The 13,597-nt window shown below is 69.0% G+C and carries 12 protein-coding genes and 1 riboswitch; of the genes, 7 read left to right on the top strand and 5 right to left on the bottom strand.

Features of this window, described 5'->3' with window-relative positions; translation table 11 throughout:
* The first annotated feature begins 21 nt into the window (after positions 1–21).
* Positions 22–108: riboswitch (cyclic di-GMP riboswitch) on the top strand.
* Between the two features lie 95 nt (positions 109–203).
* Complete coding sequence (locus N4261_RS08690) at positions 204–2,324, top strand: S53 family peptidase (protein ID WP_261759760.1); 2,121 nt, start codon at positions 204–206, stop codon at positions 2,322–2,324.
* Between the two features lie 180 nt (positions 2,325–2,504).
* Here N4261_RS08690 and N4261_RS08685 read toward each other — a convergent pair whose 3' ends face one another.
* The 3 genes from N4261_RS08685 to N4261_RS08675 form a co-directional block, all read right to left on the bottom strand.
* Complete coding sequence (locus N4261_RS08685) at positions 2,505–3,476, bottom strand: TAXI family TRAP transporter solute-binding subunit (RefSeq protein WP_261759759.1); 972 nt, start codon at positions 3,474–3,476, stop codon at positions 2,505–2,507.
* A 356-nt stretch (positions 3,477–3,832) separates the two neighbouring features.
* Positions 3,833–4,669: an alpha/beta fold hydrolase gene (locus N4261_RS08680; protein ID WP_261760657.1), complete on the bottom strand. Its 837-nt coding sequence runs from the start codon at positions 4,667–4,669 to the stop codon at positions 3,833–3,835.
* Between the two features lie 325 nt (positions 4,670–4,994).
* Positions 4,995–6,221 (bottom strand): MFS transporter, encoded by a 1,227-nt coding sequence (locus tag N4261_RS08675; RefSeq protein ID WP_261759758.1) that lies wholly within the window; start codon positions 6,219–6,221, stop codon positions 4,995–4,997.
* A gap of 366 nt (positions 6,222–6,587) precedes the next feature.
* On the opposite strand from N4261_RS08675, the gene N4261_RS08670 reads away from it, so the two are divergent.
* From N4261_RS08670 to N4261_RS08660, 3 genes are all read left to right on the top strand, one after another.
* Positions 6,588–7,301 carry an AraC family transcriptional regulator gene (locus N4261_RS08670; RefSeq protein ID WP_261759757.1) on the top strand — a complete coding sequence of 238 codons (714 nt, stop codon included), beginning with the start codon at positions 6,588–6,590 and terminating at the stop codon, positions 7,299–7,301.
* 101 nt (positions 7,302–7,402) lie between these two features.
* The gene (nadA, locus tag N4261_RS08665) at positions 7,403–8,518 is read left to right on the top strand and encodes a quinolinate synthase NadA (protein ID WP_261759756.1); all 1,116 of its coding nucleotides are present in this window, start codon (positions 7,403–7,405) and stop codon (positions 8,516–8,518) included.
* A gap of 259 nt (positions 8,519–8,777) precedes the next feature.
* Positions 8,778–9,062 (top strand): late competence development ComFB family protein, encoded by a 285-nt coding sequence (locus tag N4261_RS08660; RefSeq protein WP_261759755.1) that lies wholly within the window; start codon positions 8,778–8,780, stop codon positions 9,060–9,062.
* Positions 9,063–9,101: 39 nt separating this feature from the next.
* On the opposite strand, the gene nadB is transcribed toward N4261_RS08660, so the two are convergent.
* Entirely contained in the window at positions 9,102–10,718 is a 1,617-nt protein-coding gene (gene nadB / locus N4261_RS08655) for an L-aspartate oxidase (RefSeq protein WP_261759754.1), read from the bottom strand.
* Between the two features lie 160 nt (positions 10,719–10,878).
* Here nadB and N4261_RS08650 point away from each other — a divergent pair, with 160 nt between their 5' ends.
* The gene (locus N4261_RS08650) at positions 10,879–11,484 is read left to right on the top strand and encodes a histidine phosphatase family protein (RefSeq protein WP_261759753.1); all 606 of its coding nucleotides are present in this window, start codon (positions 10,879–10,881) and stop codon (positions 11,482–11,484) included.
* A gap of 141 nt (positions 11,485–11,625) precedes the next feature.
* Here the strand turns inward: N4261_RS08650 and N4261_RS08645 are convergent, their stop codons facing one another.
* Positions 11,626–12,465 carry a PA4780 family RIO1-like protein kinase gene (locus N4261_RS08645; RefSeq protein WP_261759752.1) on the bottom strand — a complete coding sequence of 280 codons (840 nt, stop codon included), beginning with the start codon at positions 12,463–12,465 and terminating at the stop codon, positions 11,626–11,628.
* Between the two features lie 349 nt (positions 12,466–12,814).
* Between N4261_RS08645 and N4261_RS08640 the strand changes: the two genes are divergently transcribed.
* Positions 12,815–13,084, top strand: a complete 270-nt coding sequence (locus N4261_RS08640; RefSeq protein ID WP_261759751.1) for a hypothetical protein — start codon at positions 12,815–12,817, stop codon at positions 13,082–13,084.
* A 2-nt stretch (positions 13,085–13,086) separates the two neighbouring features.
* Complete coding sequence (locus N4261_RS08635) at positions 13,087–13,506, top strand: hypothetical protein (protein WP_261759750.1); 420 nt, start codon at positions 13,087–13,089, stop codon at positions 13,504–13,506.
* The last annotated feature ends 91 nt before the right edge of the window (positions 13,507–13,597 follow it).

Here is a 13,597-nt window from a genome sequence, read left to right as displayed (position 1 = left end):
TCCTGGGCGATCGCAAGCTTCGATGTCTGAGGGCAAACCCGTTGAAAAGCGGGGACGCAAAGCCACCGGCCTACCGCGCGACAGCGCCACGGCAGCGGGGTTGCCAATGAGAAGGCCCGGCCCTGCGCCGGACCTGTCACTGTCGCCGGTGACCGTTGTGTTCGCGTGGCCCTCGCCCTGGTTTGAATCGCCCGAGGACCCCCATGCGACAGCTCGCCCCCGCGAAGACCTCCCACCGCAGCGCTCTGTGGCTGTGCGCCGTGTCGGCCGCCGCCCTCAGTGCCTGCGGCGGTGGACAAGACACCTCGGCGGACACCGCCGCCGCCGCCAGTACCGCCGCGTCGGCCCCGCTGGTGTTCAAGCTCGCCCAACCGGACGCGACCGCGACCGTCGAAGGCGCCACCGTCCAGGCCCAACCGACCTTCCACGCCGCGCCGGTGATCCTGGACGAGCCCGCCGATACCGATCCGGCGAATCCGTCCGCCACCGCGCTGCAGGCGCCGCATTCACAGCACATCCCGGCGGCCCTGGCGGGCTTGTCCACCCAGCGGCTGAGTCTGGACGCCCTGCTGTTCGCTCAGCGCAGCCGGGCGCTCGCCAGCGGCAACGGCCAGGCCGCGCCTCAAGCATCCGGCGCCGCCGTCACCACCTACACCCCGGCGCAGATCCGCGCCGCCTACGGCATGCCGGCCTTGCTGGGCGCCGGCGCCACGCTCACCGCCGCGCAGGCCGCCGCCCTGGGCGCCGGCCAGACGGTCTACATCGTCAACGCCAAGCACAATCCCAACGTGGCAGCGGAACTGGCCGCCTTCAATGCGAAGTTCGGTCTGCCCACCTGCACCACCAAGGCCATTGCCACCAATACCGCGCTGCCGCTGGCCGCCGCGTCGGCCAAGACCTGCGAGTTCTCGCAGGTCTACGCCACACCGACCGGCACCCTGACCGCGACCGCACCCGGCTATGACTCGGGCTGGGCCACCGAAATCGCACTGGACGTGCAATGGGTCCACGCCACCGCGCCGCTGGCGCGGCTGGTGTTGATCGAAGCCGTCGACGCCTCGTTGAACAGCCTGATCGGCGCCATCAAGCTGGCCAATGCCATGGGTCCCGGCGTGGTCTCGATGAGCTTCGGCGCGAATGAGGGCACCTACACCGCCGCCTACGACAGCGCCTTCACCGGCGCCAGGATGACCTATCTGGCGGCCACCGGCGATTCCGGCGTCGCAGTCAGCTGGCCCTCGGTCTCGCCCTATGTCGTCGCCGTCGGCGGCACCACGCTGAGCTACAACGGCACCGGCGCGCGCAGCGAGGTGGCGTGGTCGGGCACGGGCGGCGGCGTCAGCGCCTACACCACCAAGCCGAGCTACCAGGCGGCCAACGTGCCCGGTTTCACCGGTTATGCCCGCCGGACCGTCGCCGATGTGGCCTTCAATGCCGATTCGGCCACCGGTCAGTACGTCGCCGTGATGACGCCCGGCTCAGCGGCCGTCAATTGGATGAGCGTGGGCGGCACCAGCCTGTCCACGCCGCAATGGGCCGGACTGATCGCCATCGCCAACGCCCAGCGCGCGCTGTCCGCCAAGCTGCCGTTGGGTATGCCGCACGCCGTGCTGTACGGACAGATCGGCGCGGTGCCCGGCAACTACGCCAGCGCCTTCGCCGACATCACCCAAGGCCGACACGGCAGTTGCAGCCTGTGCGTGGCCAAGACCGGCTATGACGAGTTGACCGGTCTGGGAACACCCCACGTGAGCAGCCTACTGGCGTTGCTCAGCGGCAGTACGGCGCCCGCGGCCGCGCCGGTCGCGCCGAGTGTGAGCAGCGCCACCGTGAGCGGTCAGCCAGGCGTCGCGCTGAAGTACACCGTCGCCGTGACCGCGCCGAATGCCGTGACCTACGGCCTCACCGGCGCTCCCGGCGGCATGAGCATCAGCACCGCCGGTCTCATCAGTTGGGCCAGTCCGGTGGCCGGCCGCTACAGCGTCACGGTCAAGGCCACGGACACCAAGACCGGACTGAGCGGCCAGGGCGTGCTGAGCGTCACCATCGCGAAGGCCGGGCCGGTCATCACCTTCAGCCCGATGAAAGGCGTCGCCGCCAAGGCGCTGACCGGCAGCTTCAGCATCACCGATGCCACCTCCACGCCGACCTCGATCGCCATCACCGGCGTGCCCGCCGGCATGGGCTTCTCGATCAGCGGCCTGACCGTCACCGCCAAGTGGCCCAGGCCGGTGACCGGCAACTACACGCTCAAGGTCACGGTGAACGATGCGGCCGGCCTGAGCAGCACCGTCAGCATTCCGGTGACGATCACCGCGAAATGATCGACCATTGACCGACGGCTGGCGCCTGCGCGCCGGCCCCCGTCCCCGAACGCCGGTGGTGCCGAGAGGCCCGCCGGCGTTTTCTCATCAGTCACGCGACTTCGGTCCACCGAGGTTCGCTGAGGCCAGCCGAGGTCTGCCGAGGTCGGCTTCACGCCGCCCAGAGACGCTCAGAACCACTCACCGCGACCGCACCGCCGCATGCAGCAAGTCCTCCGACGGCGCACTCGCCCGCGTGGTCTCCAGCGTGCTGAACCGGGCCTGCGGCAATGCCGCTGCCCATGCCGGGGCCACCGCCTGGATCGCCGCGAGCAGCCGTTGAGCGCGTTCCAGTGGGAGATCCTCGCGGACCAGGATGAAGTTCATCGACCCCACCGTGGGCAGCGTGGCGTCGATGCCGGGATAGGTGCCCGCGGGAAGTTCCATCGGCTTGAGCAGCGGATAACGGGCCAGGATGCGGGGAATCTGTTGCGCCGAGGGTGCCAGGAAGCGCGCCCCACCCGGCGACTGCGCCAGTTGGACAAAGCCGGGCCACCCTTCGCCCGCGCCCCACAGGCCGCGGGCCTTGCCGTCGATCACCAGCTTGGGCGAATCGGCCGCCCGGTCCACATACAGCGCCTGGAAATCGCGGTCGATGTCCAGATCCAGCGCACCCAGTACCTGCCGGGCCAGGGTCACCAGCCCGCTGCTGCGCACGCCGAACACCACCGGCTGACCCACCAGATCCTCCAGCCGACGCGCCGACGACGCCCGCGGCACCGCCAACAGACCGGGGCTGGGATACATCGCCAACAAGATGCGCAAGGGCTGCGACGCGCCCGCTTGCAGCACATCGCCGGCACTGGTGCCCTGGATGAGGGCGGCATCGACCTTGCCTTCGCGCAGCAGCGGCAGGTTCTCCTCCGTGCCGCGTGTGGGCTGCGCACGCAGGCGTTCGCCCCCGGCATGGGCATTCACCAGCCGCGCCAGCGTCTCCCCATACAGCGCAAAGCCGCCGCCGGGTGTGGAGGTCGCCAACACCAGCGGGGCCGCGTCGCCCGTGGGCGCCTGCGCGCGCGCAGCGCTTGGCAGTGCCAGCGCCACCGTCGACATCGAGGTGGCGGTCAACAGCACGCGGCGTCGGCTCAGGGGAAAGCGAATCAGACGGTTCATGGGGGCTCCTGCATCGCCCCCGTGGATCAGCGCATCAATGCGGCAACGCATCAACGTGGCAGCGCATCAAAGCGTCACGTTTCAGCGCACCAACGCAAAACGCGACCATGCGTCAGCGCCTCATCCAGCCATCCGCTGGGTGTTGAAGAAATCAGAGGGCGGGCGTCGCATCGTACGGTCGAAACCGCGTGAATGGGGGAGCGCCCTGCCCGTGCGCGTGCCCGTGCCTGTGCCACAGCAGTCGCCGACCGGCGCTGCGGCCACCACAAAGCACAACGGGCCGCCCGCTCGCGCCGGCAGCCCGCAGTCCAGATCTCCACGGGGTGAGTCTCCCCGTGGACACGGACCCGCCTGGATCAGGCCTTGATGAAGGCCAGCAGGTCCTGGTTCAGCACATCGGCATTGACGGTGAGCATGCCGTGCGAGTAACCCTTGTAGACCTTCAGCGAGCCGTTCTTCAGCAGCTTGACGGCCTTGAGCGCGGAATCGGCGATCGGCACGATCTGGTCGTCGTCGCCATGCATCACCAGCGTGGGCACGGTGATGGCCTTCAGGTCTTCGGTCTGGTCGGTCTCGGAGAAGGCCTTGATGCCGTCGTAATGGGCCTTGGCGCTGCCCATCATGCCCTGGCGCCACCAGTTCTGCACCACACCCGGCAGGGTCTTGGCACCCGGACGGTTGAAGCCGTAGAACGGGCCGGCCGGCACATCCATGAACATCTGGGCACGGTTGTCGGCCACGCCCTTGCGGAAGCCGTCGAACACTTCCATCGGCAGGCCTTCGGGATTGCTGGCGGTCTTGAGCATCAGCGGCGGCACCGCCGACACCAGCACCGCCTTGGCGACACGACCCGACGGCTGGCCGTGCTTGGCCACATAGCGGGCGACTTCACCGCCACCGGTGGAGTGGCCGATGTGCACCGCGTTCTTCAGGTTCAGGTGCTCCACCACGGCAAAGGCGTCGGCGGCGTAGTGGTCCATGTCGTGACCTTCAGCGACCTGGGCCGAGCGGCCATGGCCGCGGCGGTCATGGGCCACCACGCGGAAACCGCGCTGCACGAAGAACAGCATCTGAGCGTCCCAGTCGTCGCTGGACAGCGGCCAACCGTGGTGGAACACGATCGGTTGCGCGGTCTTCGGGCCCCAATCCTTGAAGAAGATCGAGGTGCCGTCCTTGGTGGTGATGGTGTTCATGGTGTGATGATCGTGCGAGTTGCTGGGGGTGTGGGCTTTGGCGGGCGCGGCCGTGGCTGCGCTGGCGCCGAAAGGCAGGCTGATCGCGCCCACCAGACCGGCACCGGCAACCAATGCGCTGCGGCGTGCCGGATCGGTCGGGCTGTGAGGGTTATCGACGGGCATGACCCGGGCTCCTTTTGCTGTGTCGTCCATGTCCTGTCAGTCGACAGCACATGGACTTCAGCTTAGGGCCCCACCCTCGACATGCACACCGCAGGAAGGGGAAGCAGGGACTCGTCCATTGGAGGGAGTCCGACTGTCCGCACCCGACCGGCCGCCGTCCTCAGGCCTTGCGCACCACGCTCGCCGCCGCGATCCCCAGCAACAGGGCAAGCGCCGCTCCCCAGAACACGCCGGAGGTCCACTGCCGGTCCATCAGCGCACCGAAGATCGGCGCGGCCACCGCGAAGCCGGTGTCCAGGCCCGAGTACACCGTGCCGTAGACGCGCCCCGTGGCGCCGGGTGGGGCGGCGCGCTTGATCAGCATGTCCCGCGACGGCCCGGCCAGGCCGGTGCCGAAGCCCGCCGTCGCGGCCGCCACCAGCGCGAGGCTGGCGGGCAGCCAGCCGGTGGCGGTCAACGCCAGCAGCGCAGCGGCGGCGGTCATCGCGCCGGCGATGTTGCGCTCCAGGTTCTGGGAACGCGCCACCAGGAACCCACCCAGCACCATGCCCGCCGCCCCCGCCAGCATGTAGCCGGTGACCACGAAGGCGGTGCTGGCCAGACTCAACCCATACATCGCCGACAGCGCGGGCGACGCAAAGCTCTGAATGGCCGTCAGCGCGGCGGTGCTGAAGAAGAAGAACGAGAAGCACAGCCAGACCGACGGCAGTTTCAGGAAGGCCATCGGATGCTCATCCACCGGTGCGGCGGCCGCGCCGGCCTTCTCATGGGACCAGGCGCCCTGGCGGTCGTCGATCGCATCGCGCTTGAATGCCAGCAGCGCCATCACGCACACGGCCCACAGCGCGGTGGCGACATAGGCATAGCGCCAATGGCCAGTGGTCTGGTGGACCGAGATCAGCAACACCGGCGCCAGCGCCCAACCCAGATTGCCGGAAATGCCATGCACCGAGAACGCATGGCCCAACCGTGCCTGCGACACCCGCTTGTTGAGGATGGTGAAGTCCACCGGATGGAACGGCGAATTGCCCAGTCCCGCGAGCGCTGCCGCCAGGGCCAGCCCGGTGAAGCCCTGCGCGGTGCCGGCGGCGATCGAGGCCAGCACGAAGCAGCCCAGCGCCAGGAACAGGATCGGCCGAGCGCCGGTACGGTCCACCAGGAAGCCCGACAGCGCCTGGCCGATGCCCGAGATCACGAAGAAGACGGTGACCAGCAGGCCCAATTCGGAGTAGCTGAGGCCGAACTCCCGCATGAAGACGGGAAACAGCGGCGGCAGCAGCATATGGAAGAAGTGCGACGTGCCATGGGCCAGACCGATCAGGCTGATGGTCTGGATGTCTCGTCGGGCGCTCTGATCGGCGCTCAGGGTCAGCGTGGCGGTGTTCATGGCCGTGATGTTGTCAGGCTGGCCGCGTCGCGTTTACGATAGCCGGCCAAGTTCTGTCGATTTTCCGCCATGCGCCTGCCCGCCACTGAGACGAACGCCCCGAACGCCTCGGATGCGCGCGGCGCGACCGACGTCACCGGTCCCCCGAACCACCCCGCAGCCCCGCCATCGGTGCCGCGGTCGCGACCCAGCTCGACATCACGCGGCCAGCGGGGTGCGTCTGCCGCCTCGTGGTCTGACGGCAGCCCTTCGGGCCGGCGCGCATCGAGCCCGTCGCCCGCGCCTGTTCGCAGCAGCGTCCCGCCGCTGGATCCACGGCGCTATGCACCGAGCGAGCACCGGCCGGTGCGCGGCAAGTCCCGCAGCATGGCCAGCCACATGGACATCCAGGCCCATCACCACGACTGGGGCCAGTTCGTGTTCTCGGTGCGCGGCGTGGTGCGGGTCAACACCGAGCGCGCCACCTTCTTGCTGCCGCCCTCGCGCGCGGTGTGGATCCCGGCGGGCGTGGTGCATGCGGTGACGGCGGTGGAACGCTGCGAGCTGCGCACCCTCTACCTGCATCAGCCGCCGTGCGGCCAGGCGGTGTGGCAGGCCAACCGGGTGTTGGAGGTCTCGCCCTTGCTGCGCGAACTGGTGGTGCAGTTGGCCATGGACGAGGTCCAGCAGCAGGACACGGTGTCGGACCGCGAGGTCTGGATCGCGCGGCTGATCCTGGACGAGATCCGCCGCGCCCGCAGCCTGCGCCTGGGCGTGGACCTGCCCACCGACAAGCGCCTGCGCCGGCTGTGCGAAGCGGTGCTGGCGGATCCGCAGCGCGAGGCCAGCCTGGACGACTGGGCGGCGCAGGTGGGCGCCAGCGCACGCACCGTGTCGCGGCTGTTCCGCCAGGAGCTGGGCAGCACCTATGCCCAGTGGCGCCAGCAGGCACTGCTGGCGGAGGCCCTTCGGCTGGCCGCGCACGGCAAGCCGATGGGCCTGATCGCGGCAGAACTCGGCTATGCCAGCGCCAGCGCGTTCTCCGCGATGGTGACCCGCACCGTGGGCATGCCGCCGAGCCGGTTCTTCGAGCAGGTCTGAATGGGGGGCCGCGGTCCGGTGGCGGTCGTCTCCGCACCGGATCTCGACGCCGATGCCCCGTCGGCCATCGATGCCTTGCCCCGACGCCTAGAATCCCGCCCATGAATCAGGTGATGTACGACTTCGCCCTCCAGGATGCGCAGGGCGCCACATGCACCGCCCATGCCTGGGCCAAGGTGCCGGCCCCGCTGACGACCCGCCAGCGCGATGAGCTCAAGCAACGCGCCGCCGAGCTGCTGAAGGCGCGCGGCGCCGCGCTGGTGGCGCACTACTACGTCGACGGCGATCTGCAGGATCTCGCCCAGGCCACCGGCGGCATCGTGTCCGACTCGCTGGAGATGGCGCGATTCGGCCGTGACCATGCAGCGCAGACGCTGGTGGTGGCGGGCGTGCGCTTCATGGGCGAAACCGCCAAGATCCTCAGCCCGGAAAAACGGGTGCTGATGCCCGATCTGGACGCCACCTGCTCGCTGGACCTGGGCTGTCCGGCCGATGATTTCGCTGCCTTCTGCGATGCCCATCCGGATCGCACCGTGGTGGTCTATGCCAACACCAGCGCCGCCGTGAAGGCGCGCGCCGACTGGATGGTCACCAGCTCCTGCGCCCTGGAGATCGTGTCCGATCTCAAGGCGCGCGGCGAGAAGATCCTCTGGGCGCCGGACAAGCACCTGGGTCGCTACATCCAGGACCAGACCGGCGCGGACATGCTGATGTGGAACGGTGCCTGCATCGTCCACGACGAGTTCAAGGGCCTGGAGCTGGAGCTGCTGCGGGCCCAGCATCCGGACGCGATGATCCTGGTGCATCCGGAATCGCCGGCGGCTGTGGTCGCCCAGGCCGATGTGGTGGGGTCGACCTCAGCGCTGATCAAGGCCGTGGTCGAAGGCCAGGCGCGCGAATACGTGGTCGCGACCGACAAGGGCATCCTGCATGCGATGCGCCAGCTCGCGCCCGGCAAGGTGCTGATCGAGGCGCCCACCGCCGGCAACAGCGCCACCTGCAAGAGCTGCGCCCACTGCCCGTGGATGGCCATGAATGGCCTGCAAGGCATCGTCGAATGCCTGGAGCACGGTCACGGCGAGATCCAGGTGGCCGAACCGGTGCGGGTCCAGGCCTTGTCCTGCATCACCCGCATGCTGGACTTCACCGCCGCGTTGAAGGCCCGGCAAGCCGCCCAGGCTGCAGGCAGCCTCGTGGCCGGCATGGGCGCGGCCTGAGACCTCCTGCTCGCGCCACTGGATCCGTCCAGCTCGCGTGGGCGCTCAAGCCCCCCGCCCCGCCGTTGCGCGCTCGCGCGGTGAGACGACTCGTCCGCCCTGAGCAACCGGCACGGCTACGATCGACGCCAAACCGTCCTGGCGGCTCCGCTCCGGACCACGCCCCCGCCCGAACGAGCGTCCGCGGGGGCTTTCCTTTTGGGGCGCCGCCCGCCTATGCTCGGGGCATCCCAAGCCCTGCCGCAGGACGAGACACGCCATGGACTTCACCTCGCTCTACAACCACCACGAACGCGAAGTGTTTGCCGCCGTCATGGAAACGGCGCCGAGCTATCCGGCGATCCAGGCCGACGCGGAGCTGATGGCCGATGTGGCCTGCGTGGCCCTGAACCGGCTGCCACCGCGCTACATCCGGCACCAGGTCGATTACTCCTTCTACCTGACCGAGCGCGAGCGCCAGGACATCGACGCCGCCGTCAAGGAGGCCGTGGAATCGGCCTTTCGCTTCGTGGTCTCACGCAGCGAACTGCGACAAAAGCGCTGACGCTCCACCGCAGTCTCAGACTAGGGCTACGGCTACGGCTTAGCCTGCGCGACCCCGGTCGCGCACCAGCACCGTCGGCAGACTGGCGGGCAACGTGCGCGGATAGTCGCGGCTGTAGTGCAAGCCGCGGCTCTCATGCCGCAGCAGGGCGGAACGCACGATCAGCTCCGCGCAGTCGACCAGGTTGCGCAATTCCAGCAGGTCGCGGCTGACGCGGAAGTTGGCGTAGTAGTCGTCGATCTCTGCGCGCAGCAGGTCGATGCGATGCAGCGCCCGCTGCAACCGCTTGGTCGTGCGCACGATGCCGACATAGTTCCACATCAACAGGCGCAGCTCGTCCCAGTTGTGGGCGATGACCACCTGCTCATCGGCATCCTCGACCTGGCTCTCATCCCAGGCCGGCAGCGGGGCGCGGTCCGGCACCGACTGCGCCAGGATGTTGTCGGCACAGGTGCGGCCCAGCACCACGCACTCCAGCAACGAATTGCTGGCCAGACGATTGGCGCCATGCAATCCGGAGTACGCCGTCTCGCCGACCGCATACAGGCCGGGCAGATCGGCCTGTCCGCTCAGGTCGGAGACCACGCCGCCGCAGGTGAAGTGCACCGCCGGCACCACCGGAATCGGCTGGCGGGCGATGTCGATGCCCAGCGCCAGACAGCGCGCATGCACCGTCGGGAAGTGCTCCTTGAGGAAGGCCTCGCCAAGATGGGTCGCGTCCAGCCAGACATGGTCCAGGCCGTGCTTCTTCATCTCGAAGTCGATGGCACGGGCGACGACGTCCCGCGGCGCAAGCTCCATGCGTTCGTCGTGCGCGGCCATGAAGCGGGTGCCGTCGGGCAGCTTGAGATGGCCGCCCTCGCCGCGCAGGGCCTCGGTGATCAGGAAGCTGCGTTCCTGCGGGTGATAGAGGCAGGTGGGATGGAACTGGATGAATTCCATGTTGGCAATGCGGCAGCCCGCGCGCCAGGCCATGGCGATGCCGTCGCCGGTGGAGGTGTCCGGGTTGGTGGTGTAGCGATAGACCTTGCCGGCGCCGCCGGTGGCCATCACCACCGCCTTGGCGGCGATCGCCTCCACCCGTTGCCCATCCATGTCGAGCGCATAGATGCCGTAGCAGCGCGACGGCTCGTCCCGCTGCACATGCCGCGAGGTGATCAGGTCCAGCGCCATCCAGCGCTGGCGCAATTCAATGTTGGGATGCGCCTGCGCCTTGGCCAGCAGGGCATCGTGGATCGCCTTGCCGGTGGCGTCCGCCGCATGGGCGATGCGGCGCACCGCATGGCCGCCTTCGCGGGTCAGGTGCAGGCCGAGCGGTCCGCGCTCATCAGGGGTGAAGGGCACGCCCTGCGCCACCAGCCAGCCGACCGCGTCCGCGCTGCGCTCGGCGATGAAGCGGGCGGTGGTCTCGTCGACCAGTCCGGCGCCGGCTTCCTGCGTGTCGCGGACATGGCTCTCGATGCTGTCGTCGCTGCCCAGCACGCCGACGATGCCGCCCTGCGCCCAGGCGGTCGCCGCCTCGTTGAGCTCGCGCTTGGCCAGGACGATGACGGGCACCTCGTCGGCCAGATGCAGCGCCACCGTCAACCCGGCCAGGCCGGCACCCACGATCACCACCGGCGCTTGCGGGGCGGCGGTCCGTACTGCAGCTGTCATCGTCATCGCCCGGTCACCGGGCGTCATCGCTTGGGAGTCGCGATTCTAAGGAGGGAACCGAAACGTCGGGTTTCAGGCTGAATCCGCCGTGCGGCGCCGGCCCCACGGCGCGGTAACCCTTGTGCGGCAGGGTGCATGCGGAGCACCGCAGAATCCGCCCATGGACCGACGCCAACTCCTCGCGCTGTCATGCGCCGTTTCCGCCACGCTGGCCTCACGAGTCGGATTTGCCGAGAGTCCGCCACCGGCCGCTGCTGGCGCCGAGGCGCTCGCACTGCTCAAGCGGGGCGGCGTGGTGTTGGCCATGCGCCATGCCCGGGCGCCCGGCACCTTCGACCCGCCCGGCTTCAAACTCGGCGAGTGCAGCACCCAGCGCAACCTCAGCGAGGACGGCCGCCATCAGGCCCGGGCCCTGGGCCAGCGCCTGAAGGCCGCCGGCCTGACGCCCGCGCAGGTGCGCAGCAGCCCCTGGTGCCGATGCATGGACACGGCGACGCTGGCCTTCGGCCGCGTCCAGGCGTGGCCAGCGCTGGGGTCGCCGGAGGGCGTCGATGCGGCGACCTATGCCCAATCGCTCGACACGCTTCGCCGCTCGCTGGCTGAAGCCGCCCGACGCCCAGGCGAATTCGAGGTCTGGGTCACCCACATGTTTGTGCTGAGCGCGCTGGTGAACACCGACACAGCGTCCGCGGAAGGGCTGGTGCTCGGACTGGATGCGAAGGGCCAGCCGACGGTGCTGGCACGATTGGAGACGCCCTACCGCTGAGGGCGCACCGGCACACAGGCCCGGGCGCTGAGGGACGGGCACCGCTTCAACCTCAGCGCGCCCCCGCGCATGTGCCAGGTGTTGCCATTGGCCGCCTGTGCGACGCAGGCGATCCCGCAGACCGTCGCCCGCTGGCGGCGGTCACTGCATGCGCTGCTGCCGCGCCACTTCCTCGTCCCGGGCGTCGTCGATCTCGCGGATCACCTCGCCGAGGTCCACCGGGCCGGTCGCCCGCTTGAACTGGCCGGTCAACGGCGTGTCGGGATGCAGCGCACCCGCCTCATACAGCGCCCAGATCTCGTGGCCGTAGTCGGTGGTCAGCAGGTCCGGCGCAAAGCCGCCGAAGAAATCGCGCAGGTTGGCCACGTCCCGCAGCAGCATGCGCTTGGCGTGGTTGTTGCCCGCCGCATCCACCGCCTGCGGCAGGTCGATGATCACCGGTCCATCGCTGGCGAGCAGGATGTTGAATTCGGACAGGTCCCCGTGCACCACCCCGGCGCAGAGCATGCGCACCACCTCCACCAGCAGGCTGCGGTGGTGGGTGCGGGCTTCGTCTGCGGTGAACATCACGCCGTTGAGGCGGGGCGCGGCATCGCCGTGCTCATCCGCCACCAGCTCCATCAAGAGCACGCCGTCCATGAAGTTGTAGGGTTGTGGCACCCGCACGCCCGCAGCCGCGAGCCGATACAGCGCATCCACCTCCGCGTTCTGCCAGGCGGCCTCCTGGGCCTGCCGGCCGAACTTCGTGCCCTTGGCCATGGCGCGCGCCTGGCGGCTGTTCTTCGTGCGGCGGTTCTCGGTGTAGTCCACCGCCTGCCGGAAGCTGCGCTGGGTGGCCTCCTTGTAAACCTTGGCACAGCGGGTCTCGTCGCCGCAGCGCACCACGTAGACCAGCGCCTCCTTGCCGCTCATCAACTGGCGCACGACCGAATCGATCAGGCCTTCCTCGATCAGGGATTGGAGTCGCGGAGGTGTTTTCATCAGGGCCTTGGGCAGTGGATCGTCAAACACGGTTCGACGCTGGCGCGTACGGAGCCCGATGCGATGCGATGCGGTGAACGGGTGAGTGCAACGGTCATCTTCGCATGCAAGAACGTTCAGCCTCCCTGAATCCCCCGCAGACCCTGGGCCCCGCCCATCCAGAAAGACCGCACCGGCGGCCCCGCGCAGCCCATCGGCCCGCCACCCGCAGCGCAGGCGGCCCAGCCCGTTCCGGGCCCCCCATTCCCACGGCGAGGTTGTTGCCACCCGCAAATCATTCGCCGGCAATACTGTATTTGTGTACAGTACCACTCAGCACCTACTACCTACTGCTGCTGAGGAGCCTTCCATGTTGCTTGATCTGAATGATGCGGAATCGATCGTGAGCTGGTGGTCGGTCTACCCGGAACGCCACGGCGCGTTGCTGGCGGACTGGGCGCGGCGCCGTCCTGAACATCGGGCCGCCATCGCCCAGGCACGGCGGATGATCCATGCCCAGCCCAGCCATCGGGCCGAGCTGCATCGCTTCCAGCTCAGCCAGCGCACGGTGGCCCATGATGAGGCCGACCTGCCCCGCCCGTCTCACGACGAACTGGCCGCTGGCGAGCTGGAGCATTGAGCATGTCGGCGGATGAAGATCCGAGCCCGCCCGCCGGCACGCCGCCGGGCGGCCAGCGCCGCGCCACGGACGGCGATGACGCCTTTGGGGAGCGGTCCGCGCTGGCGGTGGTGACGGGCAGCTCGGTGGCCCAGCAGCTGGCGCAGACGCGGGCCACGATGGGCTTTGAGTTCACGCTCCGCTACGAGATTGATGAGCACGACGCGTGGGTGGAAGCCGTGATGGAGCGACTGGAAGCGTCGGGCTGCACCGAAACGCTGGTCGGTGCCAGCGTCACCGGCCTGCTGGAGCTGCAGTTCATCCGCCATGCCACCTCCGCCGAAGACGCCTTGGCCAGCGCCAGCCAGGCGGTGCGGCGCGCCTTTCCATCGGCCAAGCTGGTGAAGATCGTTCCCGCGCCCGACACACCGACACCGGACTGAGATCGCCGCGTCGGAGCACGCTTCCGCTTCCAAGTACGACGCCGACGCCCACGCCTTCTCCGACTCCGACGCTGATCCCGCGCCACGCCCT

It is taken from the genome of Roseateles amylovorans (genome assembly GCF_025398155.2).
GTDB classification, from domain to species: Bacteria; Pseudomonadota; Gammaproteobacteria; order Burkholderiales; family Burkholderiaceae_C; genus Roseateles; species Roseateles amylovorans.
Note: the sequence above shows the minus strand (reverse complement) of the source record. Positions and strands in the feature narration are given on the sequence as shown.

Excerpts from the sequence above, each read along its gene's own strand:
- N4261_RS08675 (WP_261759758.1), bottom strand. The coding sequence starts at position 6,221 with ATGAACACCGCCACGCTGACCCTGAGCGCCGATCAGAGCGCCCGACGA.
- nadA (WP_261759756.1), top strand. The coding sequence starts at position 7,403 with ATGAATCAGGTGATGTACGACTTCGCCCTCCAGGATGCGCAGGGCGCC.
- N4261_RS08670 (WP_261759757.1), top strand. The coding sequence starts at position 6,588 with ATGGCCAGCCACATGGACATCCAGGCCCATCACCACGACTGGGGCCAG.
- N4261_RS08660 (WP_261759755.1), top strand. The coding sequence starts at position 8,778 with ATGGACTTCACCTCGCTCTACAACCACCACGAACGCGAAGTGTTTGCC.
- N4261_RS08685 (WP_261759759.1), bottom strand. The coding sequence starts at position 3,476 with ATGAACCGTCTGATTCGCTTTCCCCTGAGCCGACGCCGCGTGCTGTTG.
- N4261_RS08690 (WP_261759760.1), top strand. The coding sequence starts at position 204 with ATGCGACAGCTCGCCCCCGCGAAGACCTCCCACCGCAGCGCTCTGTGG.
- N4261_RS08640 (WP_261759751.1), top strand. The coding sequence starts at position 12,815 with ATGTTGCTTGATCTGAATGATGCGGAATCGATCGTGAGCTGGTGGTCG.
- nadB (WP_261759754.1), bottom strand. The coding sequence starts at position 10,718 with ATGACAGCTGCAGTACGGACCGCCGCCCCGCAAGCGCCGGTGGTGATC.
- N4261_RS08635 (WP_261759750.1), top strand. The coding sequence starts at position 13,087 with ATGTCGGCGGATGAAGATCCGAGCCCGCCCGCCGGCACGCCGCCGGGC.
- N4261_RS08650 (WP_261759753.1), top strand. The coding sequence starts at position 10,879 with ATGGACCGACGCCAACTCCTCGCGCTGTCATGCGCCGTTTCCGCCACG.
- N4261_RS08680 (WP_261760657.1), bottom strand. The coding sequence starts at position 4,669 with ATGAACACCATCACCACCAAGGACGGCACCTCGATCTTCTTCAAGGAT.
- N4261_RS08645 (WP_261759752.1), bottom strand. The coding sequence starts at position 12,465 with ATGAAAACACCTCCGCGACTCCAATCCCTGATCGAGGAAGGCCTGATC.